Here is a 25,732-nt window from a genome sequence, read left to right as displayed (position 1 = left end):
AACTCAGAAGTGAAACGTATTAGCGGCGATGGTAGTGTGGGGTTTCCCCATGTGAGAGTAGCACACTGCCAGGCTCCCATTCCTAAGAAGCCCTGTTCATACGAGCAGGGCTTTTTTTATTGCTAAATTTGATATTTGTTTAATTTTTCGCCTTTCTACTCAACTTGAGCAATTGTGCTGTTATGCACTTAAGTTTCTTGCTATCTGTGCAGTCTTACCTGTTTCTTAGCCTTTAATGCAAGGGTCATAAGCAATCTATATGAAACGTTTTACTAATGAAAATCTCTAGAGGACGTGATTAAACTCTCCAAATGCTCAGTGAGATCTTCAATACGTCCGGCGATTAGGTGTGTTACACCCTCTTTCGTTTTTTCCAAAATACCTGTAATGCGGGCTATCTTTGACTTCAAAAAAGCAGGCCTCTGGGCGCGAGCTGTTGCTAACCACACAACAACATTTACATTACCGGTATAGTCTTCAAGTGTAACAAAGGTAACTCCTGAAGCCGTTCCAGGAGATTGCCTACCTATAACCAGTCCAACCACGGTGACAACCGATTTATGTTTGACCATAGATAAATGTGCAGCACAAACAAACTTACCAGTTAATCCTGCCTTTTCTAGCAGTGCTATGGGGTGATTACGAATAGATACCCGAGTCGAGGCGTAATCTTCTATTAAGTCTTCAATGTCGGTAGGAGCTTTCATTATGACATCATCAGAGGGCTCAACATTATTTACAAATAACGGTAGTGTCGATTCCGAATTCATCAAACTCCAACGAGTCGCAAAGCGACTTTTTTGTATGCTGTGCATGGCATCCGCACTAGCTAACATTTCCAACTCGCTGGTTTGTAGGCCACACTGAGTTAATTGATGAATATTGGTAAAACCACTTTTAGGGCGGTTATTAAGTAACACAAGCGCGGCCTTTTCCGAAAAACCCTTAACTAGTTTAAAACCTAATCTAATAGAAAGGGTGCTATTAGAATCCTCTAAGCGGTGTTCGTAATAGGAATGATTGATACAAATGGGAAGTACGATCACGTTTTGCCGTTTAGCATCCTGTAAAAGTTGTGATGCAGGATAAAAGCCCATAGGCAGACTATTTAGTAAGCTTGTATAGAATGCTGCGGGATAATAATACTTCAACCATGATGAGACATAGGCTAAAACCGCAAAGGAGGCAGAGTGTGACTCAGGAAACCCATATTCTCCAAATCCACATATCTGCTTAAATATTCGTTCAGCGAAGGCTTGTTTGTAACCTCGTTCTAGCATTCCCCTTACCAGTTTATCTCTGAACTTTAACAATTCCCCATTTTTCTTCCAACTTGCCATGGCCCTTCGAAGTTGATCTGCTTCGCCGCCAGTAAAGCCCGCTGCAACCATAGCAAGCTTAATAACTTGTTCCTGAAAAATAGGGACGCCCATGGTTCGGCTTAACACTTTCTTGACCTCGTCAGAGGGATAGTCTTCCTTTTCAAGACCACTTCTCCTTAATAAAAAGGGATGAACCATATCTCCTTGAATTGGGCCGGGTCTGACGATAGCAATTTGAATAACCAGATCGTAGTAACATGTAGGTTTGAGCCTAGGCAACATGCTCATTTGTGCGCGAGATTCAATCTGAAAAACACCCACCGTATCGGCTTGTTGAATCATATTGTATACCTTTGGATCCGGTGGTAGCCGAGTAATATCTGCAATTCCTAAGGATAGTTTGTAATGCTGTTCTATTAAGTTAAAACACCGTCTAATAGCGCTAAGCATTCCGAGAGCCAATACATCGACTTTCAGTAATCCGAGGCTTTCGAGATCATCTTTATCCCATTGAATAACCGTACGCTCAGTCATAGAGGCATTTTCTATCGGTACAACTTGATAAAGAGGCTCAGAGGCAATCACAAAGCCTCCTACGTGCTGAGAAAGATGACGGGGATGACCAATAATTTCTGTTACTAGCAGGACTAAACGTTTACCGACACCCTTTTGATTATTTAAACCTAACTCTTTAATTTGAGATTCCCAACCAACCTCCCTATCTCGTCTATCGATGTTTTTAATGAAAAAGTCGAGCTGACTTTCATTAATATTGAGTATTTTACCCACTTCTCGCAAAGCACTTTTAAAGCGGTAGGTGATGACCGTCGCGGCTAGAGCCGTTCGCTCTCTGCCATATTTAGCATAAATGTATTGAATGACTTCCTCTCGCCGGTGATGTTCGAAATCCACATCAATATCGGGTGGCTCAGCTCTTTCCTTGGAGATGAATCGTTCGAATAGCACATCTATTTGGCTTGGATCGACTGCAGTAATCTCAAGGCAGTAACACACAATTGAATTAGCCGCTGACCCCCGCCCTTGATAAAGAATCCGTGCTCTTTGGGCAAACTGAATGATGTCGAAAATCGTCAAAAAGAAATATTCATATTGCATTTCTTTTATCAAACGCAGTTCTTTAATCAGAGTGCGTTTGATATAAAAATAATTGAGGGGCTTTTCGGAGAAGCGCTTTTTCAGCCCTTTAAGCACTAATTCTCGTAAGTAAGTGCTTGGGCTCTTACCTTCAGGAACCAACTCTTTAGGATAGGCATAAACATCACGAATACAATCGAGGTTAAATCCACACTTTTGTGCAATGTGGCGGGACTCCGCAATCCATTTGTTTGGGAATAGACTGTGTAACTTAGGAATGCTTCTTAAGCTTCGTTCCGTATTGGATAGCAACGTTTGTCCTATTTGCGCTAGCGGCTTACCTGCCTTAATTGCACTTAATGTATGCTGTAGAGCGAGCTTTTCGGGACTATGCATCAATACTCCACCGCAGGCAGTAATGGGAATGTTGAATTGCTGACTCAAATATTCACATTCTTTTTGCCTGCTAGCTTCCTCACATGTTAAATGCCGTTGATAACCTATCCAAAGCCGGTTGTGAAAATACTTCAATAACCATTTTGCCCAACGTAAATTTTCTTTTCTGTCATTATTAGGCAGCCAAATCGCCAAACAATGTTTACTGGTTTTTAAGTCCCATTCGTTGAGGGAATATTCCCCTTTAGGGGAGCGTCGCCGGGCATTTGTAATGATTCGACATAGCTCTGAATAAGCTTGGTGATTGGGACATAACAAGATTAATTCGAGGCCAGGCTTCAATCGAAATAGGCTGCCAATAATTAATTTGATACCCAAATTGTGATTTTTGATGGTGGTATGAGCCTTTACAACGCCAGCAATACTGCACTCATCTGTGATAGCGAGCGCTTCATAACCCAAAAAGTGTGCTTGTTGAATAAGCTCTTGCGGGTGCGAAGCGCCAGTAAGAAAAGAAAAGTTGCTTTGGCAAAACAATTCAGCGTAAGACATCCTACCCCTTTAACTAAATATACCGTGTACAAACCATGAAAGAGAGGGAGTGCGATACACCCAATAAAAGCGTCCTTGCGGAGTGCGCGCAATAAAGTAGTCTCGCGTAATGGCGTTATCATCCCACCAACCAGTGCTGATACGTTCCGGTCCATAAATAAGCTGTGTTTTTTCTTGAAGCGGTAGAGGTGTTTTTAATAAAAAGCTTGGCCTTAAGCGTGCTTTTTCTTGCGCTAACTGCAATGACAATGGTTCCAATGTCGGCTGCAATGCTTCTCTGTATTGACTCGCATATTCAGGCCGATGATCGTTTACAATTTGCGGATGCAATAAAGCACTTTCACCTAATCTTGCACTGAGTAGAGAAATGAGCTGCGCGTAAGAAATACCAATAACGTTGGCGCTAAATAAGTCGTTTATTTCAGCGGACTTGGGTTGTGTATTGCCCGCTTCTACTTCAATTGCAAATACGGGTGCTGAAAGCTGAATTTTTTCTAGTTTTAATTCAATTAGGGGAAGCCATGACGATGCTTTATCGTCGCCAGAAACTGAGCCCACCTTGAAGCATTGAGCTGGTTCATCTCTTTGATGCAACGTGAAAATAAGCTGCTCGGTGAGCAGTTCTCGAAACCTTAAAAAATGCTCAAGATCGTCTAATAACTTCCTAAGAGGTGAAATGAGTTGCTCTTTATGTTCTACATCAAACAACAAAGTAAGATAACGATGGAAGTGCTCTTTAGGTTGATAAAACTCAATGGGATGTTGTAGTTCCCCATTTAATCGACCTAAGTAATTAATGAATTTAATATCGAAGCGCTTCGTTAAAGACTTTCTGGGCTGCTGTAATAGCTCTCCCACTTTATGAATACCCACTCGCTTTAATTGAGCGATATTTCTTGGAGGTAAGTCGGTGGCCTCTATAGGTGATTGATGCAGTAAATTTTGGATATGCTGCTTTTCATCACTAATGACATTGTGTCGTCTTCTGGCGAGCAATCGCGCGCAAAGTGGGGCATATCCGGTGGCGTAGTTGTATCGAATGCCAGTTGCATTAAGTTGAAGACGTAGCGCTGCCCAATAAGCACTTAGCCCACCGTATAGGTTTAACATATTATGAATGCGAAGCAGCAGTCCGTTAGGTTTAAATAAATGAATATCAGAAGTGACTTGATATAGGGTATCGGCAATTTCTTGAAGCTTATTTTCTTCCGCTTTAACTTGGTACGGGATCACCGATAAATCAGGCTCTAGCATCGCTGCATTCGCTAACCCCATGCCTAAGGTTATACCGCGTTCTTTTGCAATACGATTACGTTGGCAAACTTGGTTTTTATGTGTGTTTAAAATCGCAATAGGCTGATGGCGTTGTGCTTCTGAAGAATACAACGTATCTAATTGTATGCTCGGAAAATGCAAGTACAGCCAAAGAGGAGACATCAGGTAAACTCCTTTAGCCTGTGCGCGCTTTGGGAAAGGCAATGAGGTTATTTTTATGACGAATAAGCTCTGGCCAATGTGGTTGCATATTCACATTGAAGTTAGCACGATTCCAAGCGCCTTTACGTCGGTGAATTTTCACATGAATACCTTCTACACTAGGGTAAAGTTGCAAACTAAGCGTGGTTGGTAAGGCTTCTTGGCAAGGTACTTCATTGCGGAAGATAACTTGTAATGCGTCGCCTTTTTGCGCTGCCAGTTGCAGCCTCTTGACTTGATGTACTTGCAGGTGATTTTGCCAAAGCAAAACAGTATGACAGCAACCACTTTTTAAGCATTGTTCCGCTGCCCAAAGCTTTTCGGCGTCAGTTTGGCTTTGGATGACTAAAACTCTATCTAGTTCGAATCCATTCGCCAGCAACATTTCACTATTAATATGTAAAGGTGGAGCAATAAAAACTAGCGTTCGTTTCTGCTGGTGTAATGCCGTTAAAAAAGGAATGAGTAAGCGAAGTTCTCCGATGCCAAGTTGAGTTTGTAATTCCACTACACCTTGCTTGGGGACGCCGCCATCTAACTGTACATCCAGCTCAGGATAACCTGAGCTAACAAGGTGCTTAGGTTTTGAGGTATAGCGTCCTTGCCATAAGGTACGTTTGTTTAACAGGTGTTCAATAATGTGGTTCATAATGAAATATACTGTAAATAAACACAGTATATTTCCAACAAGGAAATAATCAAGCGTCGAGGTAATATTATTTCTTCGCTATAAGCCTAAGTCATTAATAATAAGAACTATTTAATAGTGAAGAAGATCAAGTATAACCCTAAGATCAGCCCTCTATTATGAAAGGAGGGTAAATGGTAGTACCAGTTGCCAGTAACTTCTGTTACTTTACTGATTATTTCATCAACACATCTTGGTTGGATTCAAAATGCCTTTTGCTTTAAAAGTGATTTTTTATCGTATCTTAATGGTCTTACTGAAGTTTGTGACTGTGTTTATACCAGCGCCTAAACCTACTATTTATTCTGGGGCTGGGTCAGCAAAGAAAATGTGCAGCACTATTATGCACTTTGGCTCAGACAAGCTGCTAATTGTTACAGATGCGATGCTGGTTAAGATTGGTGTGGTATCCGAGATTACCGACGAATTAGAGCGTTTGGGTGTTCAATACATTGTGTTTGATGAGATATTACCCGATCCAAGTTATGATCTTGTTGAAAAGGGCGTTCAAGTTGCTATTGAGCATCAGGCAAATGGTATTTTGGCTATTGGTGGAGGCTCGCCAATGGACGCAGCAAAGATAATAGCTGCCAGAGTAACGAACAACAAATCAATCGAATCTCTAACAGGGATTTTGAAGGTTAAGCAACCATGCTTGCCACTCTTCGTTGTTCCAACAACCGCGGGAACGGGTTCCGAAACCACTATTGCTGCGGTTGTTTCTAATCCCTCTACAAACCAGAAAACACCAGTCATTGACCCAAAACTCGTTCCGATAGCAGCGGCACTTGATCCTGCATTAATGCTTGGTTTGCCACCGGCGATTACAGCGGCAACAGGAATGGATGCGTTAACGCACGCGGTTGAATCCTACCTGTCGAAACATGCAGCTCCCGATACCGATCATTACGCGTTGGCGGCGGTTAAGATGATTATGAAGAATTTGCCTATTTGCTATGCCGATGGAAAAAATGAACAGGCTAGGGAATCCATGGCGCTAGCATCGTTTTATGCAGGCGCAGCTTTTACCAAGGCGAATTTGGGTTATGTTCATGCTATCGCACATCAATTTGGTGCTTTTTATCACACGCCTCATGGGTTAGCGAATGCTATCGTTTTGCCTCATATTCTAGAATACTCTTTACCGGCGGCACAGCGGCGCTTAGCTGAACTGGCCTTAGTGGTAGAGCTTGGTGTCGCAGGTGAACCCCATGCGGTTTTAGCGCAGCGTTTTGTTGATGCAGTTAAGCAGCTGAATCAAGATATTGGCATTCCTACCACATTAGAAACACTCAAAGCTAACGACGTTAGCACTATTGCCAAAGGCGCGTTAAAAGAAGCTCATTACTTATATCCTGTTCCGCGCTATATGGATAAGTTGCAATGTGAGCGCATTATTCGCGCTATGTTACCTGCTTAGATGCTCACAAACTAACGGTTACGCTTGCCTAATCGGCGTAACCGATGCTAGTAGAAGCTGTTTCAAACGCATTTTGCTCACGTTATCAGGGCAGTGAATATCTTCAATAAACAAGAACTTATTTGCTAACAACGATTTCAATGTATCGGCATGAATGTGTAAAGAGACGAATCCTTCTTGAGTCTGTTGTTTACGTGCACGCATGAGTAGACCTCCAAATTTAATGCAAGTTTACGTGTCGGTGATGAACATGGGGATGTTGCAGAATTTCCGTAAAAAAAACTGCGCCACGTTTCAAGGTGGAAATGCATTCTTGCCAGCGTGTTTTTTTAGTTTCAGCTACGTTTCCTGAACAAGATAATTCATGTAACCAGTCTGCGCTTTCGATTAAAAAGTCCGAGGCAAGTAGCGGTTCTTCTAGGCGATAAAAGGTATCTGCCACCTCAACCGACAGAGCTGTGTATAAAAGTCCCAATCGGTTGCTGATTTGTGGCTCTTCCTTCATTACAATCTCCGTCATTTCTAATGCACTACCAAGAAATGGAAGCGCTTCGGACCAACGTTGTTGTTGACGAAGTTGATCACCTTTACACTTTGCCACATCAATATGTTCAAGTGCTTCGAGAGGGTACATAGAAACCCATTTACGATGAACTGGGCATAGAAATTGTTGGTGCATAGGTTTCTCCAAAAAGATAATGAGGTATAACGTTCGTTGTCATTTATAGAATCTTTTTCTAAACTAATGCAAATGAGAATGATTATCAATAAGTCTTTTGAGGTTTGTTTTTGTACCTCTTCATCCCACAATTAAAATAAGAGACATTTTTATGAATTACTGGTTATTTAAAGCTGAACCGGCTGCTTTTAGCATTGACGACTTAGCAGCGATGCCAGAACAAACGGAGCATTGGGATGGCGTACGAAACTATCAGGCACGAAATTATCTGCGTGATGAAATAAAAGTAGGCGATAACGTTTTCATTTATCACTCGAGTTGTAAAAACATTGGTATTGCTGGCTTAGCCGAGGTGGTGAAATCAGGGTATCCCGACCATACACAATTTGATCCTGATTCCCCTTATCATGATCCTAAGTCGGATCCGGAGAATCCGCGCTGGTATATGGTTGATGTGAAGTTTGTCGAAAAATTCCCCTCCGTTTTACCCTTAAGCAAAATTAAATCGGAACCTGCGATTAGCGAGTTGGGAGTTGTGAAAAAAGGTCATCGGCTTTCAATTATGCCGGTTTTACAAAATGAAGCGGAAATTCTATTGGCGTTAGCACGGTAATAGTCATTCCATCCATGGGAATGCGTTATAGGAGGAAACACAATGCAAGCAGATTTTTGGCATCAAAAATGGGAAAGCAATGATATCGCTTTTCATGAAAGAGAAGTCAATCCTTTACTCGTAGCGAATATTGATAAACTCAAACTACCGGAGGCCGCTCGAATATTTTTGCCTCTGTGTGGGAAAACGTTAGATATAGCTTGGTTGATCTCAAAAGGCTATACCGTGATTGGGGCTGAATTGAGTGAGTTGGCTATCCAGCAATTGTTTGACTCGCTGAATGTCTCCCCTAAGGTGCAAGATATTGGTGAATTGAAGTTATATCAAGCATCACAGTTGAATGTATTTGTTGGCGATATTTTTAACATTACGCAGGAGCAAATTGGTCAGATAGATGCAATCTATGACCGAGCCGCATTAGTTGCACTACCATCTGAGATGCGTGAGCAATACTGTAAACACTTAGTGCAAATTAGTAAGAGGGCTCCGCAGCTGGTCATCTGTTTTGAATATGATCAAAGTGTGATGTCAGGCCCTCCCTTTTCAATAGATGAAAAAGAAGTTCGGGCTCACTACGAGCAATATTACACTGTTACTTTGGCCGATAAACAACAATATTACGCTAAGATTAAGCGTAAGGTTGCCCCAATCGAGGAAGTCTGGTTATTAAATTAAATCTTGATTATGGTGTTTCTGGTGAATTGGAAGCTTCTTCTGATTCTTGATTTTTAGAAGGGGGTTTATCAAGCAGAACAGCTATATTTATACAGGTAGTAATGAATGCATTAATATTGTTTCTACTCCAAGGAAGTTTGACCTCATTGGGCTGCTTGGATATGAACAGTTTTATTTCTGACAGTCCCGGACTCTGGCCTTTTAAACACACTGCTAATGCATCAGCGACGGTGGCATTATTCTCACTGCAATACATGACCACTCTTTCTATTTGATTAAATAAGGCTCGCACGGCATCGTGATGCTCCCCTCCAATTAACTGACGTCGCCTAGCTGCTTCTAGGCGGTCAGTTAGCATCTTTTGTAATTCAACAGCAAGAGCATCAATGGTCATAAGCCCATTCTTAGCTTGCGCTCCCGAGATCTTCGCTTGATGTTTGTAGCGATTCAATTCCTTTTCAATGCCTTGGGCTCGAATAAAGAAATAAATTACTAATAACAACATAAAGCCAATAATGGCGAGAAAGATAAGCAGCATAGTTGAGTCTCTTAGTCTGTCCGTATTGAGAAGCCCCTAATTCAGGGCTTCTTTTATGTATATATCGATGTTTTGTTCCAACACTGAAAGTGGCACAGGACCATGTTCCAATACGGCTTTATGAAACGCTCTTACATCAAATTTTTGCTTGAGTGTGGTTTCCGCTTTGGCGCGGAGTCGTTTAATGGTTAATTCGCCTATTTTGTATGATAGTGCTTGAGCTGGCCAACTTATATAACGATCAATTTCACTGATAATGTTAAGTTCTGATAGCGCCGTATTTTCTAGCATAAAATCGATGGATTGTTGTCTACTCCAACCTTTGCTGTGCATTCCAGTATCAACAACAAGTCGGGCCGCACGCCACATTTCATAACTCAAACGACCAAAGTCATCATAAGGTGTCTCGTAAAAATCGACTTCTTTACCTAAATATTCAGAATACAATCCCCAGCCTTCACCAAATGCTGAAATATAACCATCTGTTCTGACTTTTGGTAAGCCTTCAAGTTCCATTGCTAGCGCAATTTGTAGATGATGCCCAGGAACCGCTTCATGAAGCGTTAAAGCGGGTAATGAATATAAAGGGCGCTTATCAAGTTTATATGTATTTACCCAATAATAACCGGGTTCTTTCTTGTTTGAAGGGCTGATGTAACGGCCTGTTGTATACTTCGCAGCGATGCTAGCAGGTACGGGTTCAACACCGTAAGGCGTTCTTGGTAAATAGGAAAACAGTTTCGGTAATTTCCCATCTATACGCTTTGATAAGTAAGCCGCGTAATGCATCAATTCTTTTTCAGATTTAGCATAGAATTGAGGATCGGTTCTTAAAAAATGTACAAACTCTTTAAAGCTACCCTCAAAACCAACACTTTTAATTACGTCTTGCATTTCTGCCCGGATGCGAGCGACTTCCTTCAAGCCTAGCTGATGAATGGCATCAACGCTCATATCTGTTGTTGTGAAGTGTTCTGTGCGGTTTTGATAGTAAGCCTCGCCATTTGGCCACGAATAGGCTGCAATATCATCTTTTGCATTTGGAATATATTCCTCAACTAAGAAGTCGTGGAAGCGCTTATAAGCCGGAAATACCTTCGCTTCAATAACCGCCTTTGCTTGTTTTTGTAAGCGCGCTATTGCTGCATCGTCTATATCTTTACCGAATGTTTTAAATGGACGATAAAACGTGCTTTGTGTTGCGTTAGCGTTATAGAAATTTTCAACGGTTTCTGGCAAGCCATTCATGATTACTTTAGGCTGCGTCATTCCTTTTTCAATACCTTGTTTCAACCAGTAAATTTGTTGCTCAAAATAACGAGGAAACTTGCTTAAGCGAGACAAATACTGTTGATAATCTTGCTCGGTTGAAAATTGGTGAGTGTTCGGTAAAAACGCCAAAGCACTAAAAAAGCCTGACTCAGAGGTAAAGGGCAGCATGTGTCGACCAAACTCATAGGCATCAACCTCATTCTTTAAGTAATAAGCTTGTACTTGATGGCTAATTTGATCAACGCGGTCAAGCTCTGCGATTTTGATATTATTTAAGCGTGATAAGAACTCACGGTTTGCGCTGTTAATTCGCTTTAACGTTGCAGGTGATAAATCTTCAAGCTCATGGTTGTGCTCGGTTAATCCATAACGTGTTGCCATTACAGGATGCTCTTCTAGCTGGAATTGCCAGATCTCATCGAGTAGTTTGTGAAGATCTTGTTTAGCATCTGCGAAGGCAGGCGCCGCCAAAAGTAGTAGGCAGCTCAGTAAAATTCTTTTCATATGATTCTTGTTGCTCGGGTCTTGATCAAAACGTGGACTCCGTTTCTATCATAAACCCACAGAAAACCAATAGCTATGACCAATTAATGCGCCAGAGTGCCTGAAAATTTAGTTTTTTGGGGTATAAATTGGTTTTGGGAATTGAGCTATCTTATCACTTAACTCTGAAATTTTAGCGGTGCCCCTTTCTTTTACTTCATCAATTTTAATAATGCTGTGAAGCGGAATATAAGTACGGTTTACATTGCTAAATTCGTTTTTGAGTTTCTCGTGACTAGGGTCGAGCACTAAGCTGGTGTGGGTATCCCAAACAAAGTCGCCAATTTCAATAAAACCAAATAAGTGGCTTTGTAATAGCTCATGAACATAGAGTTCGTAATGTTCACCGTTATTAATAAATTGAATACGATAAAGTGGTTTTTTTGCTGTACTCATATTAAATGCTCAGTAAAAAGTAGGTGCGCATTTTAGCGACCAAAATAAGCTTCGCCAAGTCACTACTGTTGTGCCGTGAGTGGCTAGTTTGACCATTTTGAATTATTTGAAAATAAACGACCAAGCAAGCCGCCTTTTTCTTGCTTGCTATTATTGATTTCATCCATCCAAATTTGCTTCAACATTTCTCGGGATGTTGCTTCAAAGTCAGGGGTAAAAATATGAAGGTCCGATGTTTTTAGAACTTTATTCACATGTTCAATAGGCCCGCTTACTTGCCAAAGCCCTAGCAATGTAGAATAAGAGCGTATGATCAAAGAGGCAATTTGCGCGCTAGTTAGCATTGGTAGTTTTTCGCTGGTGGATTGGGCTAGCTTACTAATTTTGTTTCCGATGGTATTTTTGTGCGTGAGTAGAATTTTGGTATCAATATTAGGTTCGATTGTATTGCTACTCATGCTTGCTAGGTGCATAAAAATCGGATGCTGGGAGGCATAAGAGCAAGCTTTATCAAGGGAAGCTTGTAATTGAGCTGGTTCTATTTTTTCTTGAGTGCTGTCGATGTCGTCCAGACTGAAAATATCGAGCCATTCCAGTTGGTATGTTTCCACTATCGACAAAAATATTTCTTCTTTGGTTTTAAAGTATAAGTAGAGTGCACCTTTACTGATGTTGCACTTTTTACTGATTTGGCTGGTGGTTGGAAGTGCTACGGGGTTTTCTTGATACAGCGTCGTAGCAGCCTCAAGAATACTGTGTTTACGAACTTCTTTTGCTTCAGGGTTTCTGGCGCGTTTAAAATCTGTCATTGTGTTAAGCCGCTAATGGTTCAAGCAAGGCGTTGGTTGCAAGATCAAGCTCGTCAGTCTGTCCTGCTAGTATCGCCGTTACAGCAAAGCCTTGCACGTAGTTACATAACTGTAGTGCGGTGGCTTCAATATTCAGTCCTGATTTTACTTGGTGTTGTTCAAGTCCTTTTTCAAGGCAACCAATGAATCCAATTTCAAGACGGTCTAAATGATGGCGGCCAATATCGCGAACAGGTTCATCATCGAAGCCCATTTCTGTAACGATATTCACAAGCAAGCATCCTCGGCCTTTCACCAGTTGAATATAATCTTTGAAAAATGCATGAATGGAAGGTAATCCCGCGTTTTGCTCAAGATGAACAAAGATAGGATCGAGGTGAGTCTTGATATAGTGCTCTAATACTCGGTAAAGAAAAGCCTGTTTACTGCCGAATTCCATATAAAAACCGCGGCGATTGAAGTCTGTTCTGGCAATAATTTCGTCCATCACTGCACCGTTATACCCATGCTCCAAGAAAACTTGAATTGCGTTGGACAACACCTCTTCTACACTGTATAGCGCTTTTCTGGCCATAATTGTTCCCAAAGAATAGCTGTTCTTTGAGCTTAAAGTATTAATTTAATCAGTCAAGCTGGAAAAACCCAGTTTAATCACATAATGTGCGTTTTCAAATAGCCCAAAAAATAATAAGAGATGTTAACAATGAAGTACTTATACCGTTATTGGTCAGCATTTTCTGCGATAATTATATCCTCGATAATCGCTGCTCCAAGTCAGGCTGAATCTTTACCTGAAGCTAATATTGATGCCATCAAAGCACATCTTACCTTTCTTTCTCATGATGAATTAAGGGGGCGAGAAACAGGTACTCCCGGACACGAAATAGCTTCTTTATACATTGCTTCTCAATTTCAGCAGTATGGACTCAAGCCTAAAGGTGAAAATGGCACATACTTCCAAAGAGTGAACTTTCGTCATGCGCTTATCGATCAAGATTCACCTGCTCTAACACTGACTGTGAATGGTAAAGCGCAAGCATTAGATTACCCTAAACAATACATTACTTCGGCTAATCAAAATCATCCAGAGGTTGCATTATCTGGCGATATTGTGTTTGTGGGTTACGGCATAGTTGCACCAGAATTAAAACATGATGATTACGCTGGACTGGACGTTAAGGGTAAAATCGTTGCAATGTTGTCCGGCAAGCCGAAATTTTTCCCTAGTGAGGAAGGTGCCCACTTCGCTTCTGGGCGTCAAAAAACAAAATATGCAGTAGAGCGTGGGGCCAAAGGCATTATTACGGTGAGCACACCGGTAGCAGAGAAAATCCGTCCCTATAAGCGCTACTTAACGAATTTACATGCGCCTTCACTTCGTTGGTTAAAAGCAGATGGTACGCCAGCTTCAACGCATCCTGAATTATTAGGCGGTGCGTATTTCAGTCAAGAAGCGGCGAAAGTTTTGTTTGAAAAAGCTTCTACTAGCTTGGAAGACATCTATGCCATGTTAGAAGAAGATAAAGTTCCTAAAGGCTTCCCTTTAAATGCCAGTATGGAACTGAGTTCAAAAAGCGCTTACACCACAATTTCCAGCCCTAATGTTGTGGGATTGCTAGAAGGCAGCGATCCTGAACTGAAACATGAATACGTGGTTTTTACCGCTCATAGCGATCATACCGGTATTGCCAAATCAGTAAAAAAGGATCGTATTAACAATGGTGCAATGGATAATGCCAGTGGCACTGCGGTGTTATTGGAAACGGCTAGAGTCTTTAGTCAGATGCCTGCGCCCAAGCGCTCGATTCTGTTTGTTGCCGTAACCGCAGAAGAAAAAGGCTTGCTGGGTTCCGATTATTTCGCACAAAACCCTACCGTTCCAGTTACTTCTATGGTGGCGAATATTAACTTAGATATGCCTATTTTGTTATGGGACTTTGTGGATGTAATTGCTTTTGGTGCAAATCATAGTGATTTATCTAAAACGGTATCGAATGCGGCACAACGTTTAGGTTTAAAGCTGAGCCCGGATCCGTGGCCTGAACAGGCTATTTTCACGCGTTCAGATCACTACAGCTTTGTCAAACAAGGTGTGCCTTCTGTGTTTTTAGCGCCGGGATTAGCAACGGCAGAAAGTCCTGACGCAGGGGCAAAGATTTTTGCAGAATTCTTCGCTACCAGATACCACATGCCAGCAGATGAATTTCACGATGACTTTAACAATAATGCCATTAAGAAATTTGCTGATGTAAACGTGATGATTGGTGACGAAGTGGCGAATCAGGAAAGGAAACCAGCTTGGAACCAAGGTGACTTCTTCGGAGATACCTTTAAGCAGCCGGTTAAATAAGCCATAAAACAGCAACGTCAGGATAAGGTTCTCAAATAGAACCTTATCCTACTGTAAGCAAACAAAGGACGTTAGGTGAATCTGAGTTAGCCTATTAGTCAAAGAATCGAGTACGAATAAACTGCCACTGAGGGCTGAAATTTTCTGTAGGACGATGCGCAAACTCAGAACGAACAAACTGCCCAATGCGCCCATCTACAAAACAGATCAGGAAGTTTGCAATAAGTGCTTCGTCCGTTGGAAGCGCTTTACCTTCTCTGAGCTTTCTCTCTCGTAGTATTTGACGCATTTGCGTTTCTAAACGCTCGAAAAGCTGGGCAATACGAGTTCTTAATCTTTCTTGCTCGCCTTGCAGGGCATCACCGTTAAGAATACGACTAATGCCGGGGTTTTTTTCTGCAAATCCTAAAATCAGGTGCATAATAAGTTGGCAGCGAGTGATTGTGTCTTTTTCCTCATCAATAATTTTATTGATTCGACTGAAGAGTGTTTCTTCAATGAACTCAATCAAACCCTCGAACATACGAGCTTTACTCGGGAAGTGACGGTACAAAGCCGCTTCTGAAACACCCACTTCAGCGGCCAATTTCGCGGTCGTAATTCTCTGTCCATGACTGGTTTCTAACATGCTCGCGAGGCACTGGAGTATCTGACCTCGGCGATTGTTCTTTTTATTCGCAGGCATAATCGTTCCTGTTTAATGGGTTCCTGATGAGCCGAAGCCACCCTGTCCCCTTTCACTACTGGTAAAGTCTTGCACAAGATTAAATTGCGCTTGAACAACGGGCATAAATACCAATTGGGCAATTCGTTCACCTGGTTGCATGGTAAAGCTTTCTTGCCCTCGATTCCATACCGAGACCATAAGTTCTCCTTGATAGTCAGAATCAATGAGACCTATGAGATTACCTAAAACAATGCCTTTTTTATGCCCTAAACCTGAACGGGGTAGGATGGTTGCACAAAGTGTAGGATCACCGATATGAATAGCAAGACCTGTTTTCACTAAATGGGTGTCTCCTGGCCTGATGTCCAGTGGTGCATCAATACAGGCTCTGAGGTCCATACCTGCTGATCCGGGGGTTGCGTATTCTGGTAGAGGAAATTCGTTTCCTAGACGAGTGTCGAGGATTTTTACATCAATTTTATGCATCGTAGTAGTGTTCTGAAATCAGGGTTAATAATTGAGTTGCTAAAGTGAGTTTGTCGGCTCTATCCAACAGGACATCACCGTCTTTCCAAAAAACATGGAGTTGATTGTCATCGCTATTAAAACCGATATCTTTTTTCGATACATCGTTAGCGGCGATCATATTTAATTTCTTACGTTCAAGTTTATCTTTCGCATAACCTGACACATTTTGCGTTTCAGCGGCAAAACCTACAGTAAATGGTGCGTTTTCAAGGGCGGCTACATTGGCAAGAATATCTGGATTACGCACAAAACTTAACGACATTTCCTCGTTGCTTTTCTTGATCTTATGATTTACCGATTCAACAGGGCGATAATCAGCAACGGCGGCGCAGCCAATAAAAATATCACTGTCTGAGATTTCACCCATGACGGCATCTAACATATTTTGTGCTGTCACCACTTTATGAAACTTGGAAACGCTTGGTGTTGGCAGGTTCACAGGACCTGAAACCAGCACCACTTCTGCTCCCATAAGATGTGCTGCTCGAGCCAGCGCAAATCCCATTTTTCCAGAACTGTAGTTGGTAATGTAACGTACAGGGTCAAGATGCTCGCGCGTTGGGCCTGCGGTAATAACGATTTTCTTACCTTGTAAAACGGGCTGTATCAAATTCTGAGAAAGTGCGTTAACCAATTCTTCAGGTTCTAACATTCTGCCCGGACCAACATCACCACAGGCTTGTTCGCCCTGAGCGGGACCAAAAACACCCACGCCCCGATCAGATAACGTTTGCATATTGGCAACCGTTGCTTGTGCTTGCCACATTTGTTGATTCATTGCTGGTGCAATAAAAACAGGGGCTTGGGTTGCGAGACACAGCGTTGATAGCAAGTCATCTGCCATACCATGAGCAAGTTTGGCAATGAAATTAGCGGTAGCAGGAGCGATCAATAAAACATCTGCCCATTTGGCTAATTCAATGTGACCCATTGCTGCTTCTGCCATCGGATCGAGCAAATCATCGGAAACCGTGTTGCCGGAAACAGCTTGGAGAGAAAGTGGGCTAACAAAAGATTTGGCAGAACTGGTTACTACGACCCGAACCTCTGCGCCTTGCTGAGTCAGTTTGCGAACTAAATCAGGTGTTTTATAAGCTGCGATGCCGCCTGTAATGCCTAATAAAACCTTTATGTTGTGCAACGAAGCAGTCATATCTCTTTTAGAACTGGATTAGAATATTGAAGCAGAGATTAACATTATTGACCCTAGTCTGTCCTATTTGCTAAGGTATTTTTGCTTAATTAATTATCAAGGAAGATAAATATGAATATTAGGGAATGGCCTACTCACGAGCGCCCTCGTGAAAAATTACTCATTCAGGGAGCTTCCACTCTCTCCAATGCTGAACTTCTAGCGATTTTTCTACGCACTGGTACACATGGCGTCACTGCGGTGCAGTTGGCTATGCAGCTACTCAATGAATTTGGTTCGCTTAATGTTTTGATGTCAGCAGGTCAGGAGGCTTTTTGCCAGAAAAAAGGGCTTGGATTGGCAAAATATGCTCAGCTTCAAGCCGTGTTAGAACTTTCCCGACGCTATTTAGAAGAAGAGCTTAAAAAGCCCACACAATTTAATAGCGCTGCGGATACAAAACACTATTTGAGTAGCAAACTTCAACACGAAACGCGTGAAGTTTTTGCCATGTTATTGCTTGATTCTCAGCATCAACTCATTCGCTACGAAACCTGTTTTAAGGGAGGAATTAATAGTGCGAGTGTGTATCCGGGGGAGTTGGTTAAAATTGCGTTGAACAACAATGCAGCAGCGGTAGTATTAGCTCACAATCATCCCTCAGGCATTTCAGAGCCCAGCTTAGCGGATCAGCAAGTGACAAATCGAATTAAGCAGGCGATGTCGCTGGTGGATATTAAAGTGCTTGATCATATTGTTGTTGGCAAGGGAGAATGCACATCTTTCGCACAGCGGGGATTCCTCTGATTGATCTTTTTGCTTGTGTCAACGCCGTTTTTACTGTATAAAATGCGCCCTCGTTGAAATAGAGTAGGAATGGCGTGCGTTTGTAACGGCCAACCAGAGTGTCGTAATAAGTTTTCAACGCTTTTAATACGATTCGCAGCCAGATATAAGTACAGATTTACAGTCAAATTTGGAGACAAATGTAATGTCCAGAGTATGTCAAGTGACTGGCAAAAGACCTACAGTAGGTAACAATCGTTCGCACGCGAACAATGCTACTCGTCGTCGTTTTTTGCCAAACCTACAATCTCACCGCTTTTGGGTTGAGAGCGAAAACCGTTTCGTAAAATTACGTGTATCAACTAAAGGCATGCGTATCATCGATAAGAAGGGCATTGATTCAGTATTAACTGACATCCGTGCTCGCGGCGAAAAAGTGTAAGGAGAGCGATAATGCGCGATAAAATTAAATTAGTTTCTAGTGCTGGAACAGGTTTCTTCTACACGACAGACAAAAATAAGCGTAACATGCCGGGCAAAATGGAGATCAAAAAGTTTGATCCTAAAGCTCGTAAGCACGTTATGTTTAAGGAAGCAAAAATCAAGTAAATAACTGGTTTTGTCTCCAGCAAAAACCCGGCTTTTAAACCGGGTTTTTTAATGCCTAAAATAAATGATTTTTAGCGTGTCATTATAAACTTAATTGTTTATAGGGTGAGAAAAGTCCCGTCTAAATTAATGCTTTAACTTCCCTCAGCGCCTTAATTCTTTTAATCTGAGCAATAATTGATCATGTCAAAATTCTAATTAAACTATGTTCAGATTAACCCAAAAGGCTTGGAATAACGTCATCATTTTCTCCATGTTGTTCATGGTCCTTTTATTTTCAGTCAGCAATAAATTAATGCTTAAAAGCTCGGAAGAAAGGTTTCGGTTTTTATTGCCAGAACATAGTGTTGTTATGCGTATTGAATTTGCGGATGTTACGCTAAAGCGAGTTGGTCAGAAGTGGTTGCTTGAAGGTTCAAATGAAAAAACTTTGCAGGAATTGCAACCGTTGGTGAATAACTGGGGGCAGGTTATTGTTGAGTCTCAGCCGAGCTCGGAGCTAACAACGCCTTACGTGGTTAGCCTTCAATTAGCGGGGGAATCAACTATGAGAGTGTATCAATTAATGGCGTTTGAACAGGGGCTTTTTATCAATCATAACGGAGAAACATTCCTAGCCGCGGAAACAAAAATCCAGAACCTTTTACCAATGTAAATACTGTGGTAATCATCTAAATAAACACTGGTTTTGGCTTTAATTACGCTTGCTAAAGGTAATTTATATTTTATGTGACATACTTTGTATAGGGATTGGGAATAGGGATTAAGTAAATGAGGAATTTATGGAGTGTTGTTGTCCATGATGTCGGGACAAGATATGCAAATATTTGGTTAGGGACACTTAATGTTTTTTTGCGAAAGCCAGAGCAAATGCTGGTTAAGTTAAGTGATGAAAATGGCACGTTGCTTTCTACGCAACATATACACAAAAGTGCTTGGCAAAAGCCATTTCGGTTCATGGAGCAGCGTTTTTACACCCTGTTACGGTTTGACGACTTAAAACCGATGACACGTTACCGCGTTGCCTTTTTTGAGCTGGATGACGGTGTTGAAATTGAATTACGCCAGTCTGAGGCCATTTTTGATACCTTGGGTGAGTCATTATTGGACTACAGTCGTGGGCTTAATGTGGCTATGGGCAGTTGCTTCTCGGAGCAATATGACGGGGGATGTGTTTCCCGAGCTTATACTGGCTTGTATCAAGCTAATATTGAAGATATGAGTCCCCACTTTACGTTCTTAATGGGAGATCAGGTTTACCTCGATGTTGGTATTGATTCGTTAAGCCCTCGAACCGAAGACATCCAAGAACGTATCGCACAAGATTACGCTATTCACTGGAATGGGCTGCAAGGGGTCTTAAAGCATGGAGCAACGTGGTTTTTAGCCGACGATCATGAGTTTTGGAATAATTTCCCCTTTATTTCTGGAATTTATCCTTATATTCAAGCCCTACGCTTCGAAAGCATTCATAATACTTGGTTAGAGACTGCACGAGAGGCAGTGGATAATATTCAACGAGTCGAAAACATTCGTTTTGTTAATATTGGTGACGATTTGTCTTTTTGTCTCGCGGATTTTCGAACCCAGCGAACAGCAACGCATCTATTACAAGAAAAAGATTTTGAGCAGGTATTGTCGTGGATGGCTACGTTGAACTCTCCAGGCGTCTTAGTGATTTCCCAGCCGCTTATAGATGAGTGCAACAAGGAAGATAAAAAGCTTCCTGACTATGCGCAATACGGACAATTGCTTCAAGCAATACAACAAGCACCTCATGATATTTTAGTGTTAGCCGGCGACTTACATTGTGGCCGGATTTGTTCTTTTCAGTTCCAAGAGTCAAATAAGCATGGAGAACAAAGGGTGATGCATGAGGTGGTTGCGTCACCGTTATCGAACCTGTGTGGTCCTACAAGCTTAGCGGTTAGAACAACATGTCATCTTGATCGTCCTTGCAGCTTTCCCCCTGTGGAGGTGCCTTCTGTCAAGCAGGCTGAGCTTTTCTACCCAAATGATTGGTGCGTATCAACGGAATATTCTTTAATGGATGTCCGTTATTTTAAAGAGCGCACAAAAGAACACTTTAAAACCCTGAATTTTCAAAAAGTTGATAACGGAGTTGAAGTGAAAGTGAGGACTTGGCTTGTGCGCGAGATCGACCAGATGACAGGATTACCGAAGCAAGATTGCAGCGATCCGGTGACTTTATTGTTGCGTTAAGCGTAACAGTAGGCTTCGCTTACTTTTGGCATTTAGGGCAATAAACGGACGCTCTGTTATTTAGTTTAATGTCTTTCAGGGTTGTGTTGCAGGTGATACAGGGCAAGCCTGCACGACCATAAGTTAATAGCTCTTGCGCGAAGTAACCCGGTTTGCCGTCACCGCCAATAAAATCTTTGAGTGTTGTACCACCTTGGTGAATTGCATTTTCAAGAATTAATTTGGCAGCAGACACAAACTTTTGATACTGCGCTTTTGTCACTTTTGAGGCGGGTTTGTCGGGTCGAATACCAGCGCTAAATAAGGCTTCTGTCGCGTAAATATTGCCAATTCCAACAACGACTTTTTGGTCCATAACGAACTTCTTAACAGCACTGGATTTACCTCTTGAGCGCTGCCATAAATAATCGGTATTGAAGCTTTCCGATAGTGGTTCAGGGCCCAAATGGGCGAGCAGATTGTGGGAGAGTGGATTTTCTCCTAGCCACAGTACACAACCAAATCGGCGGGGGTCGCAATACCGAAGAGTTGTCTCATCTTCGAAGACAATGTCAAGGTGATCGTGTTTTTGCGGTGCAGCGTCATCTTGTATAACGCGTAGATTACCCGACATGCCTAAGTGGATCATCAGCGCACCGGCTGTCCCCTCTTTTTCAAATGTCAGCAGCAAATATTTGGCACGACGTTCTACAGTATTTAATCTAGCGCCATCCAGAATCGACTCTAAGTTATCCGTAATGGGCCAGCGTAGTTTAGGCTGGCGCACAATGACATGAGATACGTGTTTGGATGTTAGGTGAGGCTCAATGCCACGTTTGGTGGTTTCAACCTCAGGTAATTCTGGCATACAACTATTGCTTATTGTTGAACTTTTCTAAAAGTGCTTTTTCTACGATAGGGTGACAGAATTCGTTCACTCGTCCTCGGTGTAGAGCCACCTCTTTTACGAGAGTGGAGGAAATAAATGAATTTTCCTCCGCAGGTGTGAGGAAGACGCTTTCTAGGTCACGGTTTAATCGGCGATTCATATTAGCCAACTGGAATTCGTATTCAAAGTCCGAAACTGCTCTTAGGCCCCGAATCAAAATGCTGGCATTTTGTTCTTTCGCAAAATCAGCCAATAGCCCCTTAAACCCAATCACTTCCACGTTATCTAAGTGGCCTGTAATTTGTTGAACAAGATCGACTCTTTCTTCAAGTGTAAATAGTGGCTTTTTACTTGGACTATAGGCCACACCTACGGTTACTTGATCAAAGAGTTTTGATGCACGCTCAATGAGGTCGGCATGTCCGTTTGTAATCGGATCGAATGTACCGGGATAGATAGCTTTATTATTCATAAGAGGTTTCTGTCGGCATAAATTTTACTCTGCGAGTTCATACTTTAACGCATCATAATTGAGCATTCCACAGCATGGAATCGCAAAAAAGAGCGGAGCATTATGCATGAGCCGGAACAAATTTGCACATTTTACTGATTTTCCCGAATTTCATTAAAGGAGGCAAGCATATCGGTTACTGTGATGTCATTGATGATGGAGTGCCCGAATAGCACTTTGTTTGCATTAACGGGCTGCCATTGCTTTGCAGATTCCCTCATGAGTACAAGCTGATGGGCATTCAATCCTGAGGCTAGATGCATCACGGCGGTTTCTACGGTGATAACAACATCGCTTTGTAAGATAAGGGCTGGCAATTGAAAAAAATGTTCAATGGCAGAAAAGGCCGTAATGTTGATGCCATTGAATGCTTGAGTTTCGGCAATTTTGTTTTTGATTGGCGTGAGTTCTGCGGGAGGCAGATTTAATACAAAAGCGTACTCTGGGAACTGCGTATGAATGCCCGAAATCAATTTAACCAAATGGTTCCAAGATAAATCTCGTTTAGGTGTTGTTGATAAGTGGTTAACCAATACAAGCTTGTTTGTTTCTGCTTGCTTGGCTTTAAAATCCTCAACCCATAAGCGCATACTTTCTTGCTGCTCAGACGGGACATCTAACCCCAAAATAGGCATATTAGCGTCGAATTTAACGCCAAATAAGCAGGAGAAATGCAGTCGGTATTTATCGTTGATATGAGCAACTTTAGGGCTATTATCAATATTGATGTAATCATTCAGCTTCTTGAACGCAAAAAATTTCTTTAACCACTTTTGTTTTGGCTTAGCCAATGTGCCAACAACCCAGCCTTTGGGGGCGATCTGCCTAGCGATTGAGGCAAAGTTTTCCGTTCGCTTATCAGCGAAAAAGATTACCAAATCGTAATTTTCCTGAACGGCTTTTTGTATTGTTTCTTTACGTTCTTTTTTGCTCGCTGCAATCGGATAAATTCGACGAATATGTGGCTCGGTACTCAGCCATTGTCCTAGCACTTGATTTCTTCCGGTATGCCAAGATTTTGGGCGATAGCGGCAGTCATCAATCCATATATCTAATTCGATATGTGGGTAGCGCCTTTTTAAATCAGCTAAAAAACCACGCTGATAATAATAATCACCAATGGCAAGGTGTGTCATGTACAACACTCGCTTGGCATCTTTCCATTGTTCATCGGAAATTAGCGGCTTCAATTCATCTTCCTCAAAAAGGTATTACCAACGGTAGAAACCTGAAACGCGACTAAAGTTATCGCCGAAAACGTCTCGTCCAGCATATACGCCTACACCCCAAAATCCTTGAGATGTTGCATAGCTGTATTCTGCTTGTATTTCATAAGCCGTTTGATAATTGGTGACAGTATTGTCTTGATTACGGGTAGCGCGCAATGTCACATCCAGAATCTGATTGGGCGCTAAATTCCAATTCACATTAAAGCTATGAGCTTGTGCTGGGGTATCGTCGTTAAATGTTCGATTATCACCACCCCAATGGCCCAATACGTTGCCTTCATTGGTGTAACCTTGTTGGTAGAGGTGGTGCACATACCAAGCGGTGGTCCAGTCGGAAAATTCGTACCGGACAGCAATATCATCGGTTAGCATGGGGAGATAAACACCTAAAGAAACAGCGTTGTTCCCGAGGCTAAAGTTACTGCGGTTAACGGTATCTTCCCCCGCGTATTCAGCATAAACCGAAATAGGTATCCCCAAATTGAAGTTATATTTAGCCGTAATTGATGCCTGTTGATTACCAAACTCAAAATTAGGGTCCGTACCGTCCGTGCCATCTATATTGTCTTTTCCTGATGGGTCAAACAGCGCCTCAAAAAAGTCGCCAAAGTCAACCGAGCGTTTTCCGCCGCCAAATTGCAGAGTCCGGTTTAAGCCAATGGTGAGGTTATCAATGGGGGAAAAACTGATGTGTAACCCTGCATGCCGAGGCTTTCCGGGAAAGATTTCCTCTCCCAAGCGAATCCCTTCTACACGCTCAAGTTCGCTATAAAAGATCTCATAACGAAAATCCCAACCTGTGATGGGCGTTGCATTGCTGATTGTAATTGAAGGAGAGGTTTTGGCATTGGTGCTCACTAACATGGCGCTGTCTTGAAACGGAGAAAACCAATGCTCGCGAAATCCCACTTCAACTTGGGCGTATTCAAAGCCAAAGCCAATGTGCGTGCTGTGATGCTCTAATCCTTTATCATCTGAATATTGCGCGCCCACCGCAGCGTATAAATAGGGATTAATGAACGCATAGGCGGACCCAGCAATTTGATATTGGTTTTCAGCACTTAAACCGCGTTGGTTGGGTAGTGATTTTGTGGTGTCATTGCTGGCTGCAATTTCACTGTTTAAGTTGGCGACAAATATTTTCGTTTTATAGCGAGCTAGGTAAGCACTCACTCTTGAAAAAAGCAAAGGGTGGCTGTGCTTGATAAGCTCCAGCCGTGTCAAAATGTCTGTTGCTTTGTAGGGTTTACTTAATGGTGCGCTTGGGGTTATTGCGAGCACTTTTTCAATATGTGCTTCAACTTCTGGCGCCATTTTTAAGGGTAAATAAGGAGAAATACCTTGGGCTGCAACAGATGCGCTAAATAGCGGTGCAGCGATAAGTAGTGAAGCGATAATATTGCGTTGCATTGGAAGTAAGAAATCCCTTAGGACAAAAACTGCGGCTATTCTACCAGCATGGTTGAAAACATTCATGTAAGAAGCGTGAACTCCTGTAAAAATGTGTGACCCACCGTTAAATGACGTTTTCCGTCGAAAACACCTGATAAATACGAATTATCTCTGGGAAGAATAATTCACTCAAACTTACTCTTTAACCTCCAGCACAAAACGTAATTGCGTTTGGAAGGTTTTCGCTGTGCTTTTGGAGGAGAAGGGTCATGGTTCGTAAGAAATTCATCGTTTTATTAGCTTGGAATATAGTCTTTTGGGCGGGATCTTCTCTGGCTCATTCTAACGAACTTTGGGTGTCTGTGAAAAAAGAGGTTTGGGACAACGCAGAAGTTGGAGAGGCTTCGAATACGGCTATTTACCTTTATTCTGAAATTCGACAAAGAGAGCAAGAACGTCAAATTTACGGTGCATTTAACGGAGTTGTTTTGCGTCACAATATCAATCCTTTCCTGCAAATTGGTGCGGGCATTAAATACATCACATTTCGTTCAGAACGAGGAGGATTTGATCCTAGATTTAGAACTGAATTGGAAGTCACATCCAGCACTCTCATCGGTGATGGAGAGCCAATAAAACTAAGTCTACGGAATCGTTGGGAGTTATTTAAAAATCGAGGAAAGAAGGATGTTAACCGACTACGCCACCGTATTCAGCTTCAAGGTCATTTACGCGCAGATTATGGCCTCCACGGTTGGTTTATGAGTCATGAATTAATTTATACACAAGAACGTGGGGCCTATCATTTTCAGCAATATCGCTTTACCCCGCTCGGACTGAAATTCAAGCCATCAGAATCCGTACGAGCTGATCTTTTTTACATGATAACCCGACATTACGTAGGGCAGTCAGAAGATGGATATGTCCACGTTCTCGGGTTGAATGTCACTTTTTAACAGGAGA

Annotated in this window: 27 protein-coding genes and 1 rRNA gene; 11 read left to right on the top strand and 17 right to left on the bottom strand. The window is 42.1% G+C overall.

What is annotated here, in order from left to right; all coding sequences use genetic code 11:
* A 5S ribosomal RNA gene (rrf, locus tag HJG39_RS19430) occupies positions 1-74 on the top strand; the annotation flags it as partial.
* Between the two features lie 198 nt (positions 75-272).
* Here the strand turns inward: rrf and HJG39_RS10185 are convergent.
* Genes HJG39_RS10185 through imuA form a run of 3 tightly spaced genes read right to left on the bottom strand, consistent with a single transcriptional unit; the run spans position 273 to position 5,490 of the window.
* Positions 273-3,365, bottom strand: coding sequence for an error-prone DNA polymerase (locus HJG39_RS10185; protein ID WP_268408966.1), 3,093 nt, complete (start codon positions 3,363-3,365; stop codon positions 273-275).
* A 9-nt stretch (positions 3,366-3,374) separates the two neighbouring features.
* Complete coding sequence (locus HJG39_RS10180; protein WP_268408964.1) at positions 3,375-4,802, bottom strand: Y-family DNA polymerase; 1,428 nt, start codon at positions 4,800-4,802, stop codon at positions 3,375-3,377.
* 13 nt (positions 4,803-4,815) lie between these two features.
* Complete coding sequence (imuA, locus tag HJG39_RS10175; RefSeq protein WP_268408962.1) at positions 4,816-5,490, bottom strand: translesion DNA synthesis-associated protein ImuA; 675 nt, start codon at positions 5,488-5,490, stop codon at positions 4,816-4,818.
* Between the two features lie 247 nt (positions 5,491-5,737).
* On the opposite strand from imuA, the gene HJG39_RS10170 reads away from it, so the two are divergent.
* Positions 5,738-6,949, top strand: coding sequence for an iron-containing alcohol dehydrogenase (locus HJG39_RS10170; protein ID WP_268408960.1), 1,212 nt, complete (start codon positions 5,738-5,740; stop codon positions 6,947-6,949).
* 18 nt (positions 6,950-6,967) lie between these two features.
* On the opposite strand, the gene HJG39_RS10165 is transcribed toward HJG39_RS10170, so the two are convergent.
* Positions 6,968-7,153, bottom strand: coding sequence for a hypothetical protein (locus HJG39_RS10165; protein ID WP_268408958.1), 186 nt, complete (start codon positions 7,151-7,153; stop codon positions 6,968-6,970).
* Positions 7,154-7,169: 16 nt separating this feature from the next.
* Positions 7,170-7,628, bottom strand: a complete 459-nt coding sequence (locus HJG39_RS10160; RefSeq protein WP_268408956.1) for a hypothetical protein — start codon at positions 7,626-7,628, stop codon at positions 7,170-7,172.
* A gap of 151 nt (positions 7,629-7,779) precedes the next feature.
* Here HJG39_RS10160 and HJG39_RS10155 point away from each other — a divergent pair, with 151 nt between their 5' ends.
* Positions 7,780-8,241, top strand: a complete 462-nt coding sequence (locus tag HJG39_RS10155; protein ID WP_268408954.1) for an EVE domain-containing protein — start codon at positions 7,780-7,782, stop codon at positions 8,239-8,241.
* Between the two features lie 42 nt (positions 8,242-8,283).
* On the top strand, positions 8,284-8,916 hold the full coding sequence (tmpT, locus tag HJG39_RS10150; protein ID WP_268408952.1) for a thiopurine S-methyltransferase: 633 nt from the start codon (positions 8,284-8,286) through the stop codon (positions 8,914-8,916).
* 7 nt (positions 8,917-8,923) lie between these two features.
* Here the strand turns inward: tmpT and HJG39_RS10145 are convergent, their stop codons facing one another.
* From HJG39_RS10145 to HJG39_RS10125, 5 genes are all read right to left on the bottom strand, one after another.
* A complete protein-coding gene (locus HJG39_RS10145) occupies positions 8,924-9,454 on the bottom strand; it encodes a hypothetical protein (protein ID WP_268408950.1) in 531 nt (176 codons plus the stop codon).
* Between the two features lie 36 nt (positions 9,455-9,490).
* Positions 9,491-11,230 carry a DUF885 domain-containing protein gene (locus HJG39_RS10140; RefSeq protein WP_268408948.1) on the bottom strand — a complete coding sequence of 580 codons (1,740 nt, stop codon included), beginning with the start codon at positions 11,228-11,230 and terminating at the stop codon, positions 9,491-9,493.
* A gap of 108 nt (positions 11,231-11,338) precedes the next feature.
* Positions 11,339-11,665, bottom strand: coding sequence for a DUF1820 family protein (locus HJG39_RS10135; RefSeq protein ID WP_268408946.1), 327 nt, complete (start codon positions 11,663-11,665; stop codon positions 11,339-11,341).
* An 83-nt stretch (positions 11,666-11,748) separates the two neighbouring features.
* On the bottom strand, positions 11,749-12,474 hold the full coding sequence (locus HJG39_RS10130; RefSeq protein ID WP_268408945.1) for a TetR family transcriptional regulator: 726 nt from the start codon (positions 12,472-12,474) through the stop codon (positions 11,749-11,751).
* 4 nt (positions 12,475-12,478) lie between these two features.
* Positions 12,479-13,048: a TetR/AcrR family transcriptional regulator gene (locus tag HJG39_RS10125; RefSeq protein ID WP_268408943.1), complete on the bottom strand. Its 570-nt coding sequence runs from the start codon at positions 13,046-13,048 to the stop codon at positions 12,479-12,481.
* 129 nt (positions 13,049-13,177) lie between these two features.
* Between HJG39_RS10125 and HJG39_RS10120 the strand changes: the two genes are divergently transcribed.
* A complete protein-coding gene (locus HJG39_RS10120; protein ID WP_268408941.1) occupies positions 13,178-14,824 on the top strand; it encodes a M28 family metallopeptidase in 1,647 nt (548 codons plus the stop codon).
* A gap of 94 nt (positions 14,825-14,918) precedes the next feature.
* On the opposite strand, the gene slmA is transcribed toward HJG39_RS10120, so the two are convergent.
* From slmA to coaBC, 3 genes are read right to left on the bottom strand one after another with little or no spacing between them, the layout of a single operon-like run.
* The gene (slmA, locus tag HJG39_RS10115; RefSeq protein WP_268408939.1) at positions 14,919-15,509 is read right to left on the bottom strand and encodes a nucleoid occlusion factor SlmA; all 591 of its coding nucleotides are present in this window, start codon (positions 15,507-15,509) and stop codon (positions 14,919-14,921) included.
* A gap of 12 nt (positions 15,510-15,521) precedes the next feature.
* Positions 15,522-15,977, bottom strand: a complete 456-nt coding sequence (dut, locus tag HJG39_RS10110; RefSeq protein ID WP_268408936.1) for a dUTP diphosphatase — start codon at positions 15,975-15,977, stop codon at positions 15,522-15,524.
* Positions 15,970-17,172, bottom strand: coding sequence for a bifunctional phosphopantothenoylcysteine decarboxylase/phosphopantothenate--cysteine ligase CoaBC (coaBC, locus tag HJG39_RS10105; protein WP_268408934.1), 1,203 nt, complete (start codon positions 17,170-17,172; stop codon positions 15,970-15,972). The genes dut and coaBC overlap by 8 nt, the downstream gene beginning before the upstream one ends.
* A 111-nt stretch (positions 17,173-17,283) precedes the next feature.
* Between coaBC and radC the strand changes: the two genes are divergently transcribed.
* The 5 genes from radC to HJG39_RS10080 all read left to right on the top strand — a co-directional run bounded on the left by radC (position 17,284) and on the right by HJG39_RS10080 (position 20,769).
* Positions 17,284-17,958, top strand: coding sequence for a RadC family protein (radC, locus tag HJG39_RS10100; protein ID WP_268408932.1), 675 nt, complete (start codon positions 17,284-17,286; stop codon positions 17,956-17,958).
* Positions 17,959-18,142: 184 nt separating this feature from the next.
* On the top strand, positions 18,143-18,379 hold the full coding sequence (gene rpmB / locus HJG39_RS10095; RefSeq protein WP_268408930.1) for a 50S ribosomal protein L28: 237 nt from the start codon (positions 18,143-18,145) through the stop codon (positions 18,377-18,379).
* A gap of 11 nt (positions 18,380-18,390) precedes the next feature.
* Positions 18,391-18,546 carry a 50S ribosomal protein L33 gene (gene rpmG, locus HJG39_RS10090; RefSeq protein ID WP_268408929.1) on the top strand — a complete coding sequence of 52 codons (156 nt, stop codon included), beginning with the start codon at positions 18,391-18,393 and terminating at the stop codon, positions 18,544-18,546.
* A 295-nt stretch (positions 18,547-18,841) separates the two neighbouring features.
* Complete coding sequence (locus HJG39_RS10085) at positions 18,842-19,201, top strand: hypothetical protein (RefSeq protein ID WP_268408927.1); 360 nt, start codon at positions 18,842-18,844, stop codon at positions 19,199-19,201.
* Positions 19,202-19,317: 116 nt separating this feature from the next.
* The gene (locus tag HJG39_RS10080; RefSeq protein WP_268408925.1) at positions 19,318-20,769 is read left to right on the top strand and encodes a hypothetical protein; all 1,452 of its coding nucleotides are present in this window, start codon (positions 19,318-19,320) and stop codon (positions 20,767-20,769) included.
* 19 nt (positions 20,770-20,788) lie between these two features.
* On the opposite strand, the gene mutM is transcribed toward HJG39_RS10080, so the two are convergent.
* The 4 genes from mutM to HJG39_RS10060 form a co-directional block, all read right to left on the bottom strand.
* Positions 20,789-21,616, bottom strand: coding sequence for a bifunctional DNA-formamidopyrimidine glycosylase/DNA-(apurinic or apyrimidinic site) lyase (mutM, locus tag HJG39_RS10075; RefSeq protein WP_268408923.1), 828 nt, complete (start codon positions 21,614-21,616; stop codon positions 20,789-20,791).
* 4 nt (positions 21,617-21,620) lie between these two features.
* The gene (gene coaD / locus HJG39_RS10070; protein WP_268408921.1) at positions 21,621-22,109 is read right to left on the bottom strand and encodes a pantetheine-phosphate adenylyltransferase; all 489 of its coding nucleotides are present in this window, start codon (positions 22,107-22,109) and stop codon (positions 21,621-21,623) included.
* 131 nt (positions 22,110-22,240) lie between these two features.
* The gene (locus HJG39_RS10065; RefSeq protein ID WP_268408919.1) at positions 22,241-23,338 is read right to left on the bottom strand and encodes a glycosyltransferase family 9 protein; all 1,098 of its coding nucleotides are present in this window, start codon (positions 23,336-23,338) and stop codon (positions 22,241-22,243) included.
* Positions 23,339-23,359: 21 nt separating this feature from the next.
* Positions 23,360-24,853: a capsule assembly Wzi family protein gene (locus HJG39_RS10060; RefSeq protein WP_268408917.1), complete on the bottom strand. Its 1,494-nt coding sequence runs from the start codon at positions 24,851-24,853 to the stop codon at positions 23,360-23,362.
* A gap of 185 nt (positions 24,854-25,038) precedes the next feature.
* On the opposite strand from HJG39_RS10060, the gene HJG39_RS10055 reads away from it, so the two are divergent.
* Positions 25,039-25,725, top strand: coding sequence for a DUF2490 domain-containing protein (locus tag HJG39_RS10055; RefSeq protein ID WP_268408915.1), 687 nt, complete (start codon positions 25,039-25,041; stop codon positions 25,723-25,725).
* Positions 25,726-25,732 lie beyond the last annotated feature (7 nt).

Origin of the sequence: Alteromonas sp. a30 (assembly GCF_026788005.1) — a bacterium.
Classification (GTDB): domain Bacteria; phylum Pseudomonadota; class Gammaproteobacteria; order Enterobacterales; family Alteromonadaceae; genus Paraneptunicella.
Note: the sequence above shows the minus strand (reverse complement) of the source record. Positions and strands in the feature narration are given on the sequence as shown.

Coding starts and splice junctions, on each gene's coding strand:
- HJG39_RS10185 (WP_268408966.1), bottom strand. CDS start 3,365: ATGTCTTACGCTGAATTGTTTTGCCAAAGCAACTTTTCTTTTCTTACT.
- HJG39_RS10180 (WP_268408964.1), bottom strand. CDS start 4,802: ATGTCTCCTCTTTGGCTGTACTTGCATTTTCCGAGCATACAATTAGAT.
- imuA (WP_268408962.1), bottom strand. CDS start 5,490: ATGAACCACATTATTGAACACCTGTTAAACAAACGTACCTTATGGCAA.
- HJG39_RS10170 (WP_268408960.1), top strand. CDS start 5,738: ATGCCTTTTGCTTTAAAAGTGATTTTTTATCGTATCTTAATGGTCTTA.
- HJG39_RS10165 (WP_268408958.1), bottom strand. CDS start 7,153: ATGCGTGCACGTAAACAACAGACTCAAGAAGGATTCGTCTCTTTACAC.
- HJG39_RS10160 (WP_268408956.1), bottom strand. CDS start 7,628: ATGCACCAACAATTTCTATGCCCAGTTCATCGTAAATGGGTTTCTATG.
- HJG39_RS10155 (WP_268408954.1), top strand. CDS start 7,780: ATGAATTACTGGTTATTTAAAGCTGAACCGGCTGCTTTTAGCATTGAC.
- tmpT (WP_268408952.1), top strand. CDS start 8,284: ATGCAAGCAGATTTTTGGCATCAAAAATGGGAAAGCAATGATATCGCT.
- HJG39_RS10145 (WP_268408950.1), bottom strand. CDS start 9,454: ATGCTGCTTATCTTTCTCGCCATTATTGGCTTTATGTTGTTATTAGTA.
- HJG39_RS10140 (WP_268408948.1), bottom strand. CDS start 11,230: ATGAAAAGAATTTTACTGAGCTGCCTACTACTTTTGGCGGCGCCTGCC.
- HJG39_RS10135 (WP_268408946.1), bottom strand. CDS start 11,665: ATGAGTACAGCAAAAAAACCACTTTATCGTATTCAATTTATTAATAAC.
- HJG39_RS10130 (WP_268408945.1), bottom strand. CDS start 12,474: ATGACAGATTTTAAACGCGCCAGAAACCCTGAAGCAAAAGAAGTTCGT.
- HJG39_RS10125 (WP_268408943.1), bottom strand. CDS start 13,048: ATGGCCAGAAAAGCGCTATACAGTGTAGAAGAGGTGTTGTCCAACGCA.
- HJG39_RS10120 (WP_268408941.1), top strand. CDS start 13,178: ATGAAGTACTTATACCGTTATTGGTCAGCATTTTCTGCGATAATTATA.
- slmA (WP_268408939.1), bottom strand. CDS start 15,509: ATGCCTGCGAATAAAAAGAACAATCGCCGAGGTCAGATACTCCAGTGC.
- dut (WP_268408936.1), bottom strand. CDS start 15,977: ATGCATAAAATTGATGTAAAAATCCTCGACACTCGTCTAGGAAACGAA.
- coaBC (WP_268408934.1), bottom strand. CDS start 17,172: ATGACTGCTTCGTTGCACAACATAAAGGTTTTATTAGGCATTACAGGC.
- radC (WP_268408932.1), top strand. CDS start 17,284: ATGAATATTAGGGAATGGCCTACTCACGAGCGCCCTCGTGAAAAATTA.
- rpmB (WP_268408930.1), top strand. CDS start 18,143: ATGTCCAGAGTATGTCAAGTGACTGGCAAAAGACCTACAGTAGGTAAC.
- rpmG (WP_268408929.1), top strand. CDS start 18,391: ATGCGCGATAAAATTAAATTAGTTTCTAGTGCTGGAACAGGTTTCTTC.
- HJG39_RS10085 (WP_268408927.1), top strand. CDS start 18,842: ATGCTTAAAAGCTCGGAAGAAAGGTTTCGGTTTTTATTGCCAGAACAT.
- HJG39_RS10080 (WP_268408925.1), top strand. CDS start 19,318: ATGAGGAATTTATGGAGTGTTGTTGTCCATGATGTCGGGACAAGATAT.
- mutM (WP_268408923.1), bottom strand. CDS start 21,616: ATGCCAGAATTACCTGAGGTTGAAACCACCAAACGTGGCATTGAGCCT.
- coaD (WP_268408921.1), bottom strand. CDS start 22,109: ATGAATAATAAAGCTATCTATCCCGGTACATTCGATCCGATTACAAAC.
- HJG39_RS10060 (WP_268408917.1), bottom strand. CDS start 24,853: ATGAATGTTTTCAACCATGCTGGTAGAATAGCCGCAGTTTTTGTCCTA.
- HJG39_RS10055 (WP_268408915.1), top strand. CDS start 25,039: ATGGTTCGTAAGAAATTCATCGTTTTATTAGCTTGGAATATAGTCTTT.